Source organism: Streptomyces sp. NPDC044064 (genome assembly GCF_056434245.1).
In genome coordinates, this window is the sequence record NZ_JBWKFN010000004.1 from 143963 (window position 1) to 161189 (window position 17227).

Annotated in this window: 20 protein-coding genes and 1 pseudogene; 10 read left to right on the forward strand and 11 right to left on the reverse strand. The window is 71.6% G+C overall.

Annotated features, from left to right (window positions below; translation table 11 throughout):
* Positions 1–140: 140 nt before the first annotated feature.
* On the forward strand, positions 141–1439 hold the full coding sequence (locus AC07DS_RS08320; RefSeq protein WP_479143700.1) for a M18 family aminopeptidase: 1299 nt from the start codon (positions 141–143) through the stop codon (positions 1437–1439).
* Positions 1440–1543: 104 nt separating this feature from the next.
* The gene (locus AC07DS_RS08325) at positions 1544–1798 is read left to right on the forward strand and encodes a DUF6458 family protein (protein WP_479143701.1); all 255 of its coding nucleotides are present in this window, start codon (positions 1544–1546) and stop codon (positions 1796–1798) included.
* Between the two features lie 36 nt (positions 1799–1834).
* Here AC07DS_RS08325 and AC07DS_RS08330 read toward each other — a convergent pair whose 3' ends face one another.
* A complete protein-coding gene (locus AC07DS_RS08330) occupies positions 1835–3673 on the reverse strand; it encodes an NHL domain-containing thioredoxin family protein (RefSeq protein WP_479143702.1) in 1839 nt (612 codons plus the stop codon).
* 75 nt (positions 3674–3748) lie between these two features.
* Between AC07DS_RS08330 and AC07DS_RS08335 the strand changes: the two genes are divergently transcribed.
* On the forward strand, positions 3749–4465 hold the full coding sequence (locus AC07DS_RS08335; RefSeq protein ID WP_479143703.1) for a hypothetical protein: 717 nt from the start codon (positions 3749–3751) through the stop codon (positions 4463–4465).
* 65 nt (positions 4466–4530) lie between these two features.
* Here AC07DS_RS08335 and AC07DS_RS08340 read toward each other — a convergent pair.
* The 3 genes and pseudogenes from AC07DS_RS08340 to AC07DS_RS08350 all read right to left on the reverse strand — a co-directional run.
* Positions 4531–4671 (reverse strand): annotated as a pseudogene (locus tag AC07DS_RS08340) (thioredoxin-like domain-containing protein); the annotation flags it as partial.
* A 56-nt stretch (positions 4672–4727) separates the two neighbouring features.
* Entirely contained in the window at positions 4728–5579 is an 852-nt protein-coding gene (locus tag AC07DS_RS08345; RefSeq protein WP_479143704.1) for a calcium-binding protein, read from the reverse strand.
* A gap of 148 nt (positions 5580–5727) precedes the next feature.
* On the reverse strand, positions 5728–6114 hold the full coding sequence (locus tag AC07DS_RS08350; RefSeq protein WP_479143705.1) for a cupin domain-containing protein: 387 nt from the start codon (positions 6112–6114) through the stop codon (positions 5728–5730).
* A 51-nt stretch (positions 6115–6165) separates the two neighbouring features.
* Between AC07DS_RS08350 and AC07DS_RS08355 the strand changes: the two genes are divergently transcribed.
* Complete coding sequence (locus AC07DS_RS08355) at positions 6166–7200, forward strand: GlxA family transcriptional regulator (protein WP_479143706.1); 1035 nt, start codon at positions 6166–6168, stop codon at positions 7198–7200.
* 32 nt (positions 7201–7232) lie between these two features.
* Positions 7233–7727 carry an LURP-one-related/scramblase family protein gene (locus tag AC07DS_RS08360; protein WP_479143707.1) on the forward strand — a complete coding sequence of 165 codons (495 nt, stop codon included), beginning with the start codon at positions 7233–7235 and terminating at the stop codon, positions 7725–7727.
* Between the two features lie 22 nt (positions 7728–7749).
* Here AC07DS_RS08360 and AC07DS_RS08365 read toward each other — a convergent pair whose 3' ends face one another.
* The gene (locus AC07DS_RS08365; protein ID WP_479143708.1) at positions 7750–8568 is read right to left on the reverse strand and encodes a carbon-nitrogen family hydrolase; all 819 of its coding nucleotides are present in this window, start codon (positions 8566–8568) and stop codon (positions 7750–7752) included.
* A gap of 181 nt (positions 8569–8749) precedes the next feature.
* On the opposite strand from AC07DS_RS08365, the gene AC07DS_RS08370 reads away from it, so the two are divergent.
* Positions 8750–9574, forward strand: a complete 825-nt coding sequence (locus AC07DS_RS08370; protein ID WP_145879129.1) for a maleylpyruvate isomerase family mycothiol-dependent enzyme — start codon at positions 8750–8752, stop codon at positions 9572–9574.
* 52 nt (positions 9575–9626) lie between these two features.
* Here AC07DS_RS08370 and AC07DS_RS08375 read toward each other — a convergent pair whose 3' ends face one another.
* Both AC07DS_RS08375 and AC07DS_RS08380 read right to left on the reverse strand, forming a co-directional pair.
* A complete protein-coding gene (locus AC07DS_RS08375; protein ID WP_479143709.1) occupies positions 9627–10922 on the reverse strand; it encodes an MFS transporter in 1296 nt (431 codons plus the stop codon).
* Positions 10919–11569, reverse strand: a complete 651-nt coding sequence (locus AC07DS_RS08380) for a GntR family transcriptional regulator (RefSeq protein WP_479143710.1) — start codon at positions 11567–11569, stop codon at positions 10919–10921. The genes AC07DS_RS08375 and AC07DS_RS08380 overlap by 4 nt, the downstream gene beginning before the upstream one ends.
* 188 nt (positions 11570–11757) lie before the next feature.
* On the opposite strand from AC07DS_RS08380, the gene AC07DS_RS08385 reads away from it, so the two are divergent.
* The 3 genes from AC07DS_RS08385 (at position 11758) to AC07DS_RS08395 (ending at position 13721) form a co-directional block, all read left to right on the forward strand.
* Entirely contained in the window at positions 11758–12663 is a 906-nt protein-coding gene (locus AC07DS_RS08385) for a D-alanyl-D-alanine carboxypeptidase family protein (RefSeq protein WP_479143711.1), read from the forward strand.
* A 66-nt stretch (positions 12664–12729) separates the two neighbouring features.
* Complete coding sequence (locus tag AC07DS_RS08390; RefSeq protein WP_145879121.1) at positions 12730–13272, forward strand: RNA polymerase sigma factor; 543 nt, start codon at positions 12730–12732, stop codon at positions 13270–13272.
* Positions 13269–13721 (forward strand): hypothetical protein, encoded by a 453-nt coding sequence (locus AC07DS_RS08395; protein WP_479143712.1) that lies wholly within the window; start codon positions 13269–13271, stop codon positions 13719–13721. Before AC07DS_RS08390 ends, AC07DS_RS08395 begins: the two co-directional genes overlap by 4 nt.
* Here the strand turns inward: AC07DS_RS08395 and AC07DS_RS08400 are convergent.
* From AC07DS_RS08400 to AC07DS_RS08415, 4 genes are all read right to left on the reverse strand, one after another.
* Complete coding sequence (locus AC07DS_RS08400) at positions 13718–14203, reverse strand: alpha/beta fold hydrolase (protein ID WP_479143713.1); 486 nt, start codon at positions 14201–14203, stop codon at positions 13718–13720. The two genes, AC07DS_RS08395 and AC07DS_RS08400, sit on opposite strands and share 4 nt — an antisense overlap.
* A gap of 2 nt (positions 14204–14205) precedes the next feature.
* Positions 14206–14616, reverse strand: coding sequence for an alpha/beta fold hydrolase (locus AC07DS_RS08405; protein ID WP_479143714.1), 411 nt, complete (start codon positions 14614–14616; stop codon positions 14206–14208).
* A 143-nt stretch (positions 14617–14759) separates the two neighbouring features.
* On the reverse strand, positions 14760–15533 hold the full coding sequence (locus AC07DS_RS08410; protein ID WP_479143715.1) for a hypothetical protein: 774 nt from the start codon (positions 15531–15533) through the stop codon (positions 14760–14762).
* A 145-nt stretch (positions 15534–15678) separates the two neighbouring features.
* Complete coding sequence (locus AC07DS_RS08415; RefSeq protein WP_479143938.1) at positions 15679–15849, reverse strand: hypothetical protein; 171 nt, start codon at positions 15847–15849, stop codon at positions 15679–15681.
* Between the two features lie 341 nt (positions 15850–16190).
* On the opposite strand from AC07DS_RS08415, the gene AC07DS_RS08420 reads away from it, so the two are divergent.
* Positions 16191–17156 (forward strand): BRO-N domain-containing protein, encoded by a 966-nt coding sequence (locus AC07DS_RS08420; RefSeq protein WP_479143716.1) that lies wholly within the window; start codon positions 16191–16193, stop codon positions 17154–17156.
* The last annotated feature ends 71 nt before the right edge of the window (positions 17157–17227 follow it).

The window sequence follows — 17227 nt, forward strand, 5'->3', positions numbered from 1 at the left end:
AGAATGGAACCAGCCGCGCGATACCACCCCCCCCCCCCCCCCCCCCCCCCCCCCCCCCCCCCCCCCCCCCCCCCCTCCCCCCTCCTCCCCCCCCCCCCCCCCCCCCCCCCCCCCCCCCCCCACGTCGTTAAGGTAAGCCCATGAGCGCACCAGCCCGCTTCGACCGCGGCCACACCGACGACCTGATGTCCTTCCTGGCGGCGAGCCCGTCGCCGTACCACGCAGTGGCGAACACCGCCGAGCGGCTGGAGAAGGCGGGCTTCAGGCAGGTCGCCGAGACGGACGCCTGGGACGGGGCGAGCGGCGGCAGGTACGTGCTGCGCGGCGGGGCGATCATCGCCTGGTACGTCCCCGAGGGCGCCCAGCCGCACACGCCGTTCCGGATCATCGGCGCGCACACCGACTCGCCCAACCTCAGGGTCAAGCCGCAGCCCGACGCCGGGGCGCACGGCTGGCGGCAGGTCGCGGTGGAGATCTACGGCGGCCCGCTGCTGAACTCCTGGCTCGACCGGGACCTGGGCCTGGCCGGGCGGCTGACCCTGCGCGACGGCAGCACGGTCCTGGTCAACGTGGACCGGCCGCTGCTGCGGGTGCCCCAACTCGCCATCCACCTGGACCGTTCGGTGTCCTCGGAGGGCCTCAAGCTCGACAAGCAGCGCCATCTGCAGCCGGTGTGGGGGCTCGGCAACGACCTGCGCGACGGTGAGCTGATCGCGTTCCTGGAGACGGAGGCGGGTCTCCCGGCGGGCTCGGTGGCCGGCTGGGACCTGATGACCCACTCGGTGGAGCCGCCCGCGTATCTCGGCCGGGACCGCGAGCTGGTCGCCGGTCCCCGGATGGACAACCTGCTGTCGGTGCACTCGGGCGCGGCCGCCCTGGCCTCCGCCGCGACCTCCGGCGCCCCGCTCACCCACATCCCCGTGCTGGCCGCCTTCGACCACGAGGAGAACGGCTCGCAGTCGGACACCGGCGCGGACGGCCCGCTGCTCGGCACCGTGCTGGAGCGCTCGGTGTTCGCGCGCGGCGGTTCGTACGAGGACCGGGCCCGCTCCTTCGCCGGCACGGTCTGTCTGTCCTCCGACACGGGCCACGCCGTCCACCCCAACTACGCGGAGCGGCACGACCCGACGCACCACCCCCGGGTCAACGGCGGCCCCATCCTCAAGGTCAACGTCAACAACCGCTACGCCACGGACGGTTCGGGCCGGGCGGTGTTCGCCGCGGCCTGCGAGAAGGCGGGCGTGCCGCTGCAGACCTTCGTCTCCAACAACTCGATGCCCTGCGGCACCACGATCGGCCCGATCACCGCGGCCCGGCACGGCATCCGGACCGTCGACATCGGCGTGGCGATCCTGTCGATGCACAGCGTGCGCGAACTGTGCGGCGCCGACGACCCGTTCCTGCTCGCGAACGCACTGACGGCGTTCCTGGAGGACTGAGTCCCACCGCCCGTCTCCCCGACGCCCGCCCCGGGCATGACCGGGGCGGCGCCGGGTACCCGGAAGGTCCGCAGATTCCGGACCGGAAGGGGAGGCGACGACTCATGGGCCTCGGTGGCTGCATCATCCTCATCGCCGTGGGAGCCATCCTCACGTTCGCGACCGACTGGCACATGCAGGGAGTCGACCTCCACGTAGTCGGCGTCATCCTGATGGCCGTCGGGCTCATCGGCACCGCCACGTTCAGCGGCATCGCACGGCGCCGACGGATCGTGGTGCCGTCGGCACCGGTGGTCGAGGAGGAACCCCATCACCACCATCACCGCGGCGACGGCTACAGCGACGGGTACGGCGTGTGAGGTTCCCGCGTGTGAGGTTCCCCGGCCCCCGCTCGGCTACTGCTCGTCCGTCCCGGCCAGGACGAGCGGCAGCCGGTCCGCGCCGCCCTCGGTGAGACGGACCGGGACGCCCCAGTCCTGCTGGTGGACGTGGCAGGCCGGGTACTCGACCGACGGATCGTCGTCGCAGGACGCCGCCATGGCGGAGACATGCAGGACGCCCTCCGTGACGGCAGAGTCGAACTCCAGGGTGCGGGACAGGTCCGTGCCGGCGCCCTCGCCCTTCAGGAGCAGCTCGGGCGGGGTGGAGGAGACCAGGAGACGGGTGGAGGGGCCGTACCTGGTGTCGAGCTTCTGGCCCGACGGGGCCTGGAAGACGACGTCCAGCCGGAGTTCACCGGGGGCGACTTCGGTGGCCGCGCGCCGGCTGCGATGGGCGACCGCCGCCACCCGTACCGCCTCCTCCGGCAGCCGCAGCCGGGTCAGACGGTGCCGGGCCGACTCCACGACCACGATGTCCTCGCCGACGACGACGGCGTCGCTGGGCTCGCGCAGATCGGTGGCGAGGGTGCTGACCTCGCCGGTCGCGGGGTCGTAGCGGCGCAGGGCGTGGTTGTAGGTGTCGGCGACCGCGACCGACCCGTCCGGGAGGACGGTGACGCCCAACGGGTGCTGGAACAGGGCCTGGCCGGCGGCGCCGTCCCGGTGGCCGAAGTCGAACAGGCCCTCGCCGACGGCTGTGTGGACATGTCCGTCCGGGTCCACCCACCGCAGCGCGGAGGTCTCGGAGTCGGCGAGCCAGAGCCGGTCGGCGGTGGCCGCGAGGCCGGACGGCTGCGCGAACCAGGCCTCGGCGCCGGGGCCGTCGACCAGGCCCTCGTTGGTGGTGCCTGCTCCCACGGCGACGGTCCGCGTGGCCGGGTCGTACGTCCACAGCTGGTGGACACCGGCCATGGCGATCCACACCCTGCCGCCGAAGACCGCCACGTCCCAGGGGGAGGAGAGGTCGGTCTCGCGGGCCGGGCCGGAGGTCGGGGACCCCTGCCACCACTGGCGGCCGGTGCCGGCCAGGGTGGTCACCTCGCCGGTGGCGAGATCCAGGCGGCGCAGGGCGTGGTTGACCGTGTCCGCGACGACCACGGACGTGCCGTCGTCGAGCAGCGCGAGGCCCTGCGGCTCGTTGAAGGAGGCCTCCCTGGGGCCGCCGTCGGCGAACCCGCGCGTGCCGCTGCCGATCCGCCGTACGACGGTCTCGGCGTCCTCGGCCAGCTCCACCAGCTGGTGCCGGGTGGTGTCGCTGACCAGGAACGTCCCGCCCGGCAGCAGCAGCGCCTTGCCGGGGAAGCGGAGCACCGTCGGCCCGGGCTCCGGCGGCACGTACGGCCCGTCGCCGCGGCGCAGGGTGCCCTTCGCCTCGTGCTCGGCCGCCAGCTCCCCGACCAGCCGCTCGATGGCGTGCACATGGCCCTCACCGGCGTGCTGGGCCACCACGTAGCCCTCGGGGTCGATGACGACGAGGGTCGGCCAGGCCCGGACCGCGTACTGCTTCCAGGTGGCCAGCTCGGGGTCGTCCAGCACCGGGTGCTCGACGCCGTACCGCTCCACCGCGTCCACGACCGCGCCGTGCTCGGCCTCGTGCACGAACTTCGGCGAGTGCACGCCGATGACCACCACCGTGTCCCGGTGCTTGTCCTCCAGTGCGCGCAGCTCGTCAAGGACGTGCAGGCAGTTGATGCAGCAGAAGGTCCAAAAATCCAAGATCAATGTGTGACCTCGGAAGTCGGCAAGCTTCAGATCCTTCCCGCCGGTGTTGATCCAGCCGCCCTTGCCGATCAGTTCGGGGGCACGGACACGGGCACGCTTGCGGGGTGCGGGCGCAGGGGCAGCATCGTTCATCCTTCAAGCTTGCCGTCCTGGTATGAACGTCGGATCACACGCGTACTGCAGTGACTACGACACAGGGGGCGGCGGATGGCTGTGGACGGGAACAGGACGGCGGCCGACGGGGCGGCGGAGGCGGCAGCGGGATTCATGGCGTTGCCGGGAAGTACGGAGCAGCGGCGGGAGGCGTTCGCCGAGTGCTTGGCGGACGTCGTGCGCGCCCTCTCGCTCGATGTCGCTCCCGAGTCGGAGTCCGACGATCGGGGGGCCTGGGTGTCACGGGTCCGTACGGCAGTGCGCAAGTCCTGCCGGCAGGGCCTGACGGTTTCCGGGGAGTCGTTCGACGCGCTGGTCAGGGCGGCCGTCCACGACCCCGACCCGAGCTTCAACCGCGTGTTCCTCGAGCCCGCGCTGAACGCGTTCGGGCGCAGTCGCGTCCAGGTCGTGCTGCTCGGGTACCTGCGAACGGGCACAGACCTTGAGCGGGCGGGCGCCGCGCGCGCCTGGTACTGGTCAGCCCTGCCCTTGAGGATGCCCGTCGTGCGGGCGGAGAACGGCGGAGCCGCCAGTCAGCCGGAGACCGATGACGGCTCGGCCGTGGTGGCCGAGTGGAATGAAGCTGCTCTGCGCGAGTTCGTGGGCAACGAGCATCTGGACGTCCGACGCTGCATCCTGCCGGGTCTGTCGCTCCGGAAGGCGGCCTACCCCCCGGAGCTGCACGACCTGGTGGAAGCGGCGGTGGCGATGGCCCGGTCCCACCCGGACGAGTACATCCGCCACCGCGTGGAACACCAGGTCGGCGATTGACACGCTCAATGGGCACGCTCGACCACCGCGACCTCCGAGAACTCCCGGAGGAAGGTCATGTGACCTGTCCAGAAGTCCAGGACGACGATGCGTCCGCGCAGGTCGGCCAGGGTGTACTGCTTGCCTCCCGTGTTCAGCCAGCCACCCTTGCCGACGAGCTCGGGGGCTCGGACGCGGGCGCGGCGGCGGGGTGCGGAATCGGTCATGATCCCAAGGGTGCCACCCGGCACCGACAGCGGGCCCGGCGCGCCCGTCCGGGCCGTCAGTCCTGGCGGATCACGTCCGTGCCGGGGCCGCCGGAGAGCGTGTCGCGGCCGGCGCCGCCGTACAGCCTGTCGTTCCCGCTGTTTCCGTACAGCTTGTCGTTGCCGCTGTTTCCGTACAGGACGTCGTTGCCCTTGCCGCCGTACAGCGTGTCGGCGCCCGATCCGCCGAAGATCCTGTCGTTGCCGTCGTCGCCCGACAGGTACTGGCCGTGGGCGCCGCCGCGCAGCACGTCGTCGCCCTTGCCGCCCTGCGCGATGACGAGGTCGCCGTCGGCCTGGACGGTGTCGTCGCCGTCCCCGCCGAGGGCCAGCGCCGTCGCCCCCACCGTGAGCGTGTCGTCGCCCGGGCCGCCCGAGACGTCGCTGCCGTCGAGGCGTCCGGTGTCGGTGAGCCTGTCGTTGCCGGCGCCCAGGGAGATCCGGGCGAAGTAGTACACCTGGCCGGTGGCGTTGTCGTAGGCGACCGTGTCGTCGCGGTCACCGAGGTCCATCGTCAGGGCGGCGTACGGGTCCTGGCTCTCCTCGGTGGTGACCGTGCAGGAGACCTTCGTGCGGTCCGCGCCGTCGGGGTGGGCGCAGCCGTGGCCCGCGGTGATCGGGACGACGTCGTCGATGACGTAGGTGATGCCCGCGCCGCCGCCGGTGAGCGACGCGGTGACGGTGGCCTTGTTGGTCTGGCCGGCGGCGGCCTCGTAGGCGAGCTGCCAGCCGTACTGGTTGACCGCTGCGGTGGCCGGAGCCGTCGCGGCCCCGGCGCTGCCGGCCAGGGTGAGCGGTACGGCCAGCGCGGTGCCGAGGGCCAGGGTGACGGCTCGTGCGACCCGGCGGCGGGCGGGACGAAAGGACATGGGCGGACCTCCGGAAGGAACGTGCGGAGCCTGAGCGACTTGTGCAACGTCCGACTCGGCGCCCAGCGCCTTGGTTGGGCAACTTCCGTGGGAGAACTGGAAGTTCAATTGCGCGATACCTCTCGTCCCGCCGGATTCCGGGTCCGGGTCAGGTGAGTGCGTGGCCGGTGGTCGCGTCCACGTGCTCCGGCACCTCGTCGTGCCGGTCGCCCACCGAGAAGGTGCCGGTGGGCTCGAGGACCAGGATCGCGCTGGGCACGGGCGCGTACGGCTTGTGCCAGGTCCCGCGCGGGACGGTGAACACCGAGCCCCTGGGGAGGACGACCGTGCGTTCGCCGGCCGGCTCCCGCAGGGAGATGTGCAACTCGCCGTCGAGGACCAGGAAGAACTCGTCGGTGTCGTCGTGCACGTGCCAGACGTGCTCACCCTCGACCTTGGCGATGCGGACGTCGTAGTCGTTGACCGCGGTGACGATGCGCGGGCTCCACTGCTCGGAGAAGGAGGCGAGAGCCGCCTCCAGGGAGATCGGTTCCATGCGTTCATCGTCCGGGGCGCCGGGGCGGCCGACGAGTGCTAGAAATCGCACATGCCGCTAGATTCCTCTCAGCCGGTGCGGCCCCACCGGGTCGCCGTGCTCGTCGACGGGGGCACGAACCCGTTCGAGGTCGGTGTCGCGACCGAACTGTTCGGGCTGCCGCGCCCCGAACTGGGCCTGCCCCGGCCCCTGTACGCGGTGACGCTGTGCGCGCCGACGCCCGAGGTGCGGATGAACCACGACTTCTTCACGCTGGCCGCGGTGCCCGGCCTGGAGGCGGTGGACGAGGCGGACACCCTGGTCGTGCCCGGCCGCCCGGACAACGTCGTACCCCGCGGGCCCGACGTCCTGGACGCGATCCGGCGCACGCACGCGCGTGGCGCCCGGGTCGTGAGCTTCTGCACCGGCAGCTTCGCGCTCGCCGAGGCGGGGCTGCTCGACGGAAGACGGGCCACCACCCATTGGCTGTGGGCCGACACCTTCCGGAAGCTGCACCCGGAGGTTCGGCTGGAGCCCGACGTGCTGTTCGTGGACGAGGGCGACGTCCTGACCTCCGCCGGCAGCGCGGCCGCGCTCGACCTCGGGCTGCACATCTGGCGCCGGGACCACGGCGCGGAGATCGCCAACGCGGTCTCCCGCCGCCTGGTCTTCGCCGCCCACCGGGACGGCGGCCAGCGGCAGTTCGTGGAACGCCCGCTGCCCCCGGTCCCCGACGAGTCGCTCGGCCCGCTGCTGGCCTGGGCGCAGGAACGGCTGGGCGAGCCGCTGACGGTGGCGGACCTGGCCGCCCGCGCGGCCGTCTCCCCCGCGACCCTGCACCGCCGCTTCCGCGCCCGGCTGGGTACGACCCCGCTGGCCTGGCTCACCGGGGAGCGGGTCGCGCTCGCCTGCCGGCTGATCGAGCGGGGCGAGGAGCGCCTGGACGTCGTGGCGGCCCGCAGCGGCCTCGGCACGGCGGCCAACCTGCGCGCGCGGCTGCGCCGCGAGACGGGGCTGAGCCCGTCGGACTACCGCAGGCGGTTCGGACCGGAGCCCGCCCCCTTGCCCGGTTCCGTTCCCGCGGTTCCGTTCCCGCGGGTTCCGTGATGATCCCGCCGGGCCGGGGAACGGTTATCCGCATGAGACTCCTCGTACGCGACCGGCTCCTCGGCATCGGTGACGACTACTGGATCGAGGACGAGCACGGCCGGAAGGTCTTCCTCGTCGACGGCAAGGCCATGCGGCTGCGGGACACCTTCGAGCTGAAGGACGCCCAGGGGCGCGTCCTGATCGACATCCACCAGAAGATGCTCGCCCTGCGCGACACCATGGTGATCGAACGGGACGGCGAGGGCCTGGCCACCATCAGGCGCAAACGGCTGTCCCTGCTGCGCAACCACTACCGGGTCGCGCTCGTGGACGGCACCGAACTGGACGTCAGCGGCAAGATCCTCGACCACGAGTTCGCCATCGAGTGCGACGGCGAACTCCTCGCGGTGATCTCCCGCCGGTGGCTGCACCTCAGGGACACGTACGGCGTCGACATCGTGCGCGACGACGCCGACCCGGCCCTGCTGATCGCGGTGGCGGTGTGCGTGATCCATCTGGCGCAGCGGGAGCGGGAGGACGGTTAGGGCCGGTGGCCGCCCGGGCTGTTCAGCGGCGCGGCGGTGCCAGGCCCAGCATCCGGTCCTTCAGGGCCGGGAACTGTTCGCGGGTCGCCGTCACCTTCGCGGGGTCGAAGTCGACCGTGAGGATCTCCTCGCCCGCGCCCGCCTCGGCGAGCACCTCGCCCCAGGGATCCACCACGATCGAGTGACCCGCCTGGGGAACTCCGGCGTGCGTCCCGGCCGTTCCACACGCGAGCACGAACGCCTGGTTCTCCACCGCCCGTGCCTGGGCCAGCAGCGTCCAGTGCGCGCGTCGCCGCTCGGGCCAGCCCGCCGGGACCACCAGCGTCTCGGCGCCGGCGTCGACGAGGGAGCGGAAGAGTTCGGGGAAACGGAGGTCGTAGCAGGTGGCAACGCCGAGGGTGGTCCCGGGCAGCCGGACCGTCACCAGGTCACGCCCGGCGCTCATCAGCACGGCCTCGCCCTTGTCGAAGCCGAAGCGATGGATCTTGCGGTAGGCCGCGGCCAGCTCACCGGAGGGGGAGAAGACGAGAGACGTGTTGTAGAGGGGAGCGTCGCCCGCGGCGGAGCCGCTGCCGGACGGAGCCCGTTCCGGGATCGAGCCGGCGTGCAGCCACACGCCCGCGTCGCTCGCCGCCTTGGCCATCACCTCGTAGGTCGGCCCTTCGAGCGGCTCGGCCTCCGGGCCGAACTCCTCGTAGGCGAAGGCGCCCGTGGTCCACAGCTCGGGCAGAACGACCAGATCGGACCCGGCCTGTTCCCGGACCAACGAGGCCGCACGCTGCCGCCGATCGGCAACCGATTCGCCCTGGTCCACGGCAATCTGGATCAACGAGGCGCGCACACTACCACCGCCCTGGCATTCGAGTCGTCCACACGGGCCTACGATCGTCACACGAAAGCACTGCCGGGGTGCCTCACAGCAGCGTAACTTAGCGACTCGAGACACCCGCCGAGTGCAGCCACCTCCCACTGGCAACGCCGCCACAACCGCCCGTGTACCAACCGCCGAGGGGTCCCGTTCCGTGAGTCTGCATCCCACCCTCCAGCCCTACGCCGACGCCTGGACCCACTCCATCGACGCGATATCCGAGTTGGTCGGCGCGCTCCCGGAGGGCGAGTGGAACCGGCGTACGCCCTGCCCGGGCTGGTCCGTCCGTGACGTGGTCTCGCACGTCATCGGCCTGGACTGCGAGATGCTCGGTGACCCGCGTCCCATCCACACCCTCCCCCGAGACCTCTTCCACGTCACCAACGAGCACCAGCGCTACATGGAGATGCAGGTCGACGTCCGCCGCCACCACACGGCGCCGGAGATGACGGCCGAGCTGGAGTACACGGTCATCCGCCGCAACCGCCAGCTGCGCAACGAGTCCCGCGACCCCGGCACCAAGGTGCGCGGCCCGCTGGGCACCGAGGTCACCCTCGAACAGGCGATGCGCACCCGCGCCTTCGACGTCTGGGTGCACGAGCAGGACCTGCGCACGGCCCTCGGCCGCCCCGGCAACCTCGACTCGCCGGGCGCGCACATCACCCGCGACTTCCTGCTGGCCGCGCTCCCCAAGGTGGTCGCCAAGGACGCGAACGCGCCGCGCAGTTCGGCCATAGTCTTCGACGTGCACGGCCCGATCGAGTTCCTGCGCACCATCCGCGTGGACATCCAGGGCCGCGGCAGCCTGGAGACCGCCCCCGCCCTGGGCCCCGCCGCCACGCTCACCCTCGACTGGGAGACGTACGTCCGCCTGGCATGCGGCCGCGTGACCCCGGAGGCGGTCGCGGACCGGCTGAAGACGGAGGGCGACCCGGACCTGACGGCGGCGATCCTGCGCAACTTCACGGTGACTCCGTAGGCCTGCCGGAGGCCCGACCGGTAACGGGCGGTGCGCGGACGGGGGAAGAAACTCACGCGGGCACGTGCACCGTCTCCACCCGGCTCGCCACCAGCCGCTCCCGCTCCCGCCGGGCCGCCCGCCCCCGCAGCCGCAGAATCTGGCTCACTCCCAGCGCCTGCAGCACGAACACCGCGGAGAAGGCCACCGAGTAGTCGTCCCCGGTCGCGTCCAACAGCACCCCGACCGCGAACAACGTCGTCATGGAGGCGACGAACCCGCCCATGTTGGTGATCCCCGACGCCGTCCCCTGCCGCTCGGGCGGGTTGGCCGGCCGAGCGAAGTCGAACCCCAGCATCGACGCCGGCCCACACGCGCCGAGCACCGCGCAGAGCACCACCAGCAGCCACATGGGCGCATGCTCGCCCGGCCAGAGAATGGTCAGCGCCCACAGCGCCGCCGTCGCCCCGACCGTGCCCAGCGCCAGCGGCAGCCGGGCGGCGTGGTGCCGGGCGACGATCTGGCCGTAGACCAGCCCGATCACCATGTTGCACAGGACGACGAGCGTCAGCAGCTCACCGGCCGTGGCCCGGGACAGCCCCTGGGCCTGGACCAGGAACGGCAGCCCCCACAGCAGCAGGAACACCATCGCCGGGAACTGGGTCGTGAAGTGCACCCACAGCCCCAGCCGGGTCCCGGGCTCCCGCCAGGCCGCCGCGATCTGCCGGCGGACGTAGGCCGCACCCTGGTGCGGGACCGGCTCCGGCTCGTGCCCCTCGGGGTGGTCCCTCAGGAGCAGCAGCGTCAGGACGAACACGACCACACCGGCCAGCGCGCTGCCCGCGAACGCCGGCGTCCAGCCGAGGCCGTGCAGCAGCCGGGCCAGGACCAGTGTCGAGACCAGGTTGCCCGCCATGCCGACCAGGCCCGCGAGCTGGGCGACCAGCGGTCCGCGCCGGGCCGGGAACCAGCGGGTGCCGAGCCGCAGCACGCTGATGAACGTCATCGCGTCACCGCACCCGAGCAGCGCCCGCGAGGCGAGCGCCGTGCCGTAGGAGGGTGAGAAGGCGAAGCCGAGCTGGCCCGCCGTGAACAGCACCGTGCCGATGCCGAGCACCTTCTTGGTGCCGAGCCGGTCGACGAGCAGGCCCACCGGTATCTGCATGCCGGCGTAGACCAGCAGCTGGAGGATCGAGAAGGTCGAGAGGGCGGAGGCGCCCACGTGGAAGCGGTCGGCCGCGTCCAGCCCGGCGACACCCAGCGACGTCCGGAAGATGACGGCGACGAAGTAGACCGAGACTCCGACGGACCACACCGCGACGGCGCGACGGCCGCCCGGCGGGTCACCCGGCAGGGTGGCGTTGCTCATCGGACCTCACCCCGCGCGAGGTGCGAGAACCAGCTCACATGCCGGTGCACGACCCCGACGGCCGCCTCCGCGTCCCCGGAGCGCAGCGCCTCGAGGATCTCCTCGTGCTCGGCGAGCGTCTTGGCGATGCGGTCGGGGTGGGAGTGCATGACCGCCACGCCCATCCTGAGCTGCCGGTCGCGCAGCTGGTCGTAGAGCCGGGACAGGATCTCGTTGCCGCCGCTGCGCACGATCTCGGCGTGGAAGCAGCGGTCGGTCTTCGCGGCCGCGGCCAGGTCACCGGCCGCGGCCTGCGTCTTCTGCCGCTCCAGCAGCTCGGCCAGCCGCTCCAGCAGCGCCGGCGGGGCGGGTACGGCCTTGCGGGCCGCGTGCTCCTCCACCAGCAGCCGGGTCTCCACCACGTCGGCGATCTCCTGCGCGGAGACCGGCAGGACCAGGGCACCCTTCTTCGGGTACAGCCTGATCAGGCCCTCCGCCTCCAGCCTGAGCAGCGCCTCCCGGACCGGCGTGCGCGAGACCCCCACGGCCTCGGCGAGCTCCCCCTCGGTGAGCAGCGTCCCGCCCTCGTAGCGGCGGTCGAGGACGCCCTGCTTCACATGGCTGTAGACACGGTCGGCGGCGGGTGGTTGCTTCGTGGGCGTGGCCATGCCCACAGGATAGATACAACACGTACGCATGAGCAGTTTCGTCCATCATGCGGACGTGATGCAGATCTCCCCCAGCGACTGCACAACCTTCTGTGCTACTTACGTGTCACACATCTGCGGCCCTGCTCCCTTGCCACCTCAACTTGGCCGCACAGTAGGGGCATTCAAGACAATCGGGGTATCTCACTTTGAATACCGGCATTAAAGGCACCCGCCGCTTCCGCCGAGCAACCGCTCTCGCCGTCACCTCCGGCGCCCTGCTCGCCACCGGTGCCTTCACCGCGACGCCCGCGCAGGCCGTCACGACGCCCTCGATCGTGGCCAAGGGCGGCTACCTCATGAACAACGCGAACAGCTCGACGTTGTTCAAGAAGGCGGCCGACACGACGCTCGCCACCGGCTCCACCACCAAGATCATGACCGCCAAGGTCGTGCTCGCCCAGTCGAACCTCAACCTCGACTCCAAGGTGACGATCAAGAAGGAGTACAGCGACTACGTCGTCAGGAACAACGCCTCCCAGGCGCACCTGATCGTCGGCGACAAGGTCACCGTGCGCCAGCTGCTGTACGGCCTGATGCTGCCGTCCGGCTGCGACGCCGCCTACGCGCTCGCCGACAAGTACGGCAGCGGCACCACCATGGCCAAGCGCGTGTCGAACTTCATCGGCAAGATGAACACCGCCGCCAAGAACCTCGGCCTGACGCACACGCACTTCGACTCGTTCGACGGCATCGGCAACGGCAACAACTACTCGACGCCGCGCGACCTGACGAAGATCGCCAGCAGCGCGATGAAGAGCTCCACGTTCCGCACGGTCGTCAAGACGAAGTCGTACACGGCGAAGACGATCACCAAGACGGGCAGCACCCGCACGATGAACCCGTGGGTCAACACCAACGGGCTCCTCAACAGCTACAGCGGCACCATCGGCGTGAAGACCGGCTCCGGCCCCGAGGCCAAGTACTGCCTGGTCTTCGCCGCGACCCGGGGCGGCAAGACGGTCATCGGCACCGTCCTCGCCTCCACCTCCATCGCCCAGCGCGAGGCGGACGCGAAGAAGCTCCTCAACTACGGCTTCGCCAAGCTCGGCTGACGCCACTCGAGGCAACCGGGCCCGTCGCGGGAACGCGGCGGGCCCTTCGCGTAGGGTGCCCCCGTCATGGACACACAGGGGGACACCGCCGAGCCGTGGGAGACGGCCGCCCCGCTCGTCCGGGCCGCGCAGGGCGGGGACGCCCTGGCCATGGACGAGCTGCTGACGCTGGTGACGCCCTACGTGACCCGGCTGTGCCGCCCGATCGCGCCGGACGACGTGTCCGACGCCGTACAGGAGTCGCTGGTCGCGGTCTTCAAGGGTCTGCGCGGCCTGCGCGACCCGCTCGCCTTCTACGGCTGGGTGCGTACGGTCGCCGTCCGTGAGGCGGTACGGATCGCCCGGCGCACCGCGGTCGAGGAACCGGCCGACCCCGCCGACCTGTCGCGGCTCGGCGGACTGCGCACCGGCACCGACGGCGAGCTGCCCGCCGACGTCCGGGACGTGCTCGCCCGGCTGCCGGTACGGCACCGCGCGGTCCTCGTCCTGCGCGAGCTGGAGGGCCTGGACGAGGCCGCCGTGGCCGAACTGCTCGGGGTCCCCACGGGCACCGTCAAGTCCCGGCTGCACCGGGCCCGTTCCGCGTTCCGGAAGGCGTGGTCGCGATGAACACCGATCCCGTACGACGCCTGCGCGTCCTGGCCGCCGGTCTGCACGCCGGCCTGTACGGCGAGGAGCACCTCCCGCTGCCGTACGAACAGGTCTGGGCGGTCGCCTCCGACCTCTCGGCCGAACTGCCCCATCTGGTCCCCTTCCTGAGAGAGTTCCGCGTCCCGGCGGGCGACGCGGACCGCAAACAGGCCCTGGCCGTGGGCCGCTCGGGCCTGCGCGAAGCCTTCGAGGTACGCCTCGCCCCCGGCTGGTGCCTGATGCAGTCCCGCCTGATCGTGGGCGGCATGGCAGCCGTACCCGAGGGCTCCGGCACACGCTTCGCGGTCCTCGGCGCCACCCGCCCCGCCGCCCTGCGACCGGTCCAGTGGCTCTACGGCCGAACGCTCGGCGAGCCGCGCGGGCGGGCGTTCGTCCACCGGCTCACCGAGCGTGCGGCACTGCGCTAGCGCGGCACGGCGAACAGTTCCCCGATCCCCTCGGCGACCGCCTCCGGCCGCTCCTGCGGCAGGAAGTGCCCGGCCCCCGGCACCAGCCGCACGGTCAGCTCGTCGGCGTACGGCTCCGACCCCGCGAGCAGCGACGGCGGGACCACGACGTCCCGCTCCCCGCCCAGCAGCAGCGTGGGCACGGTCAGCCGGTGCCGGCGCCAGGTGCCGCGGACCAGCGCGGGGATGTCGTGCAGCACGTACTGCCAGAACAGCGACTGTGCGGCGGGCGCGCTCACGGAGGTCGCGGCCGCGTACTCGGCGAGATCGGCGTCCGTCCACACGGCCGGATCGGCGGCCTGGTGACGCAGCAGGAAGCGGGTGAAGCCGGGCCAGTGCCGGAGTACGGCCCGCCCGAGCACCGGGTACTCGACGAACGCGGTGTACCACATCCGCCACAGGTTGGGCAGGACCGCCCGGTGCCGGGGCCAGGGGTGGGGCATGTTCAGCGCCAGGTACCCGGTGAACCGCTCCGGCGCCCGCAGACACAGCCGGAACCCCAGGTACGCGCCCAGTCGTGACCGACCAGCCCGACCCGCTCCAGCCCGAGCGCGTCCAGCAGTGCGACGGCGTCCTCGGCCAGGGCGTCCATGTCGTAGCCGCGCGGGGTGGGTTCGGACCAGCCGAAGCCGCGCAGGTCCGGGCAGATCAGCCGGTACCCGTCCGGCAGCAGGGCGGCGACCTTGTGCCAGGCGTACCAGTGCTGCGGGAAGCCGTGCAGCATCAGCAGCGGGGTGCCGGTGCCGCCGTACTCGGCGAGGTGCAGCCGGGTGCACCGGACCTCCAGCCGACGGTGCTCTGCACGTATGTCCTTTGGCATCGGCCGGTCGGACACGACCACGGTGTGCGGTGCCATCCATGACCCCTCTCGGGCCCGTGCGGTCCCCCGTCGGGTCCGCGTCGCCGGGTCAGGAGCAGGGGTGAGTGCGAAAGGTTCCCTCCTTTCTCAGCTCATCTCGTCCCGTCCCTCTTTCTCGTCCGGAACCAGGGCCGGGTTTCTCACGAGAGCTGGTCGTACGTCTTGAAGGTGTAGGAGGCGTCGTAGGACATCAGGTTGTGGCCGGCCGCCGGCAGGCCGAGCCGTCGGTTGAGGGAAGGGGTGAGCGGACCGCAGTGCTCGGCCGCCGGAGCGGTGAAGGTGTCGTCGTACGCCGAGAACTCGATCACCGGCGGATCCTGGGAGACCCACTTGGAGGGACCCGAGCGCTTCAGCCGGAAGTCGACGGGTGCGCTCGCGCCGATGGTGCAGCCGTGCGGCAGCAGCGGACCCACGAGCCGGAAGCGGAGGCTGAACGTGCCGGTGTAGAAGTCGGACCGGCCACCGTACTCCGGCTGTATCGCCATCCCCAGGGCCGGCACGTGATCGCCCGCGGGGGTGCCGGTCAGCCCGCCCGGCACGGCGGTCGGCGTGCTGTGCATCGCTCCCCACACCTGCCCGTTGCTGCCGTCCGGCAGAGGACCCTCGGCGTGCGTCATGGTGATCGGGGCCAGATCCACTGTGACCGCGCCCATGGTCAACCGCGGTGCGGCGGTGTGCACTTCGCATCTCCAGCGGGCCGGGTCGACACCGTCGGGCAGAGGGGGACAGTCACCGAAGTCGGTCGCGGACGCGGTGGTGGACGCGCTGGTGGACGCGAGGGTGGAACGAGGCACGGAGTAGGCGACACCCGGCGCGCACACCGCTGCGGTACCGGCGAGGACGGCGGCGCCCGCGACAGCGGCGGCACGGCGGGCGGTGGCGGAAGTCGGGCGAGCGGCAGCGGATTTCGTCATGCGTCCAGCGTGCCGCCGCCGTCACTCGACCACCATCGGTGACATCCCCGGCACGCCCCCGAGTCACCCCTGATGCCCCGTCAGGGTTCTGGCCAACGCCTCTTCCGAGACGGGCCCTTTCTCGGCCACCGGGCCGGAGGACGACTCAGCCGAGTCCCGGAATCCTCCGGAGTTCGCTGACGCGCAGCAGACGGCCGAGGACGAGGCAGGTCACGGCCAGGGCGAGGGTGCCGGCGGCCGTGGTGAGGGCCGTCATCGCCGCACCGCCGCCGCCCAGCACCGCCGCGCAGCCCCGCACCACCGCCCAGCCCGCCACGGCGGCCGCGGCACCCGCGCCCAGCAGCTCGGCCGAGCGCCGCGCCCTGCAGCACCTGCCGGATCAGCCCGGTCGCCCGCGACACGACGGTGGCCCCGGCCATCATCACCGAGGACCGCGCGAGCCCGCCCTTCCCCGCCCCGGTCGGTCTCTTCCCATGCCACACCGCACTCTTTGCCCCCGCTACCATGCGGTCATTTTTCGGCAGTTGAGATCACTCTCGCTCAACCGCGGTCCGCGCCAGCGGAATCGGCGATGTTCCCTCTCAATGATGAACATCCAGATTGCAGTTGGCATATTCGATTTCCTCCGCCCTACCTTCCGCAGCGGAGGTGATTCACATGAACGAACCCAGCAAGCAGGCGAAGCCCGCCGGACGGCACGAAGCGATCGACATCAGCGACTTCGTGTACGCGGCCACCGGAGCCCGGGTACGACGGCTGACCATGCCGGACGGGACGCATTGGTTTCCGGCTGTGGATGTCTGTCGGGAACTCGGGCACACCAACTCGAGGAAGGCTCTCGCCGACCATGTCCCGGAAGAGCACCGAGAGATCCTCGAGACCGTAACCGGAGGTTACGGTCTCAGCATTCCCGCAGGTCGGGAGTGGCGCCGAGACATGAATCTGATCGATCTCCAGGGCCTGATCCTCCTCGTCCAGGCCTGTACGAAACCCTCCTGCGCCCCCTTCAAGCAGTGGGTCGCCGAGGTCGTCGAGACCGTGCAGCGAGAGGGTTCCTACACTCTCGAAGAGGCCGAGGTGCAGCCCGCCGAACCGGGCGCGCCCATCGCGTACGCCATGCCGGAACAGGTCGCGGAGGCCATCGTCCGGCTTGAGGCGCACAACCTTCAGCTGGACGAGGAGCTGGCGAACGGGCAGCGCGAATCGGCCGAGCTGCAGAAGGAGATGCTGGCCGTCCAGAGGGAGACGCTGGCGACGCAGAAGGCCACACTCGCCGTGCAACAGGCCATGGTCCGGGCGCTGGAACGCATCGCGGACCGGTTCGAGGCCCTGACCCTCGTCCGTGCCGCCCCCACCGGTCACCCCACCACGGAGACCGTGCTGGCCGACTGGCGGCAACGGCTGTCCGTGACGGAGGACGTGTGGACGGTTGCCGTGGTGATCGCCCCGGTTCTCGTCGAGAGCGGTGAGCTGCGCGAGCCGCCCGAATCGATCGCGGCCCGTACGGGGCTGTCGGTACGCCGCGTCAACGAATGCCTGCGTCTGCTGCGCAAGCACGCCTGCATCCGTTCACGGGGCGCTGCTGCGGACGGCGCGCCGGTGTATGTGCTGAACCAGCCCTGAGAGAGGGGGCGGCCGCAAGACAAAGTTGCGGCCGCCCCCTTCAGGCCTCAGAGGCTACAGGGCCGAGGACC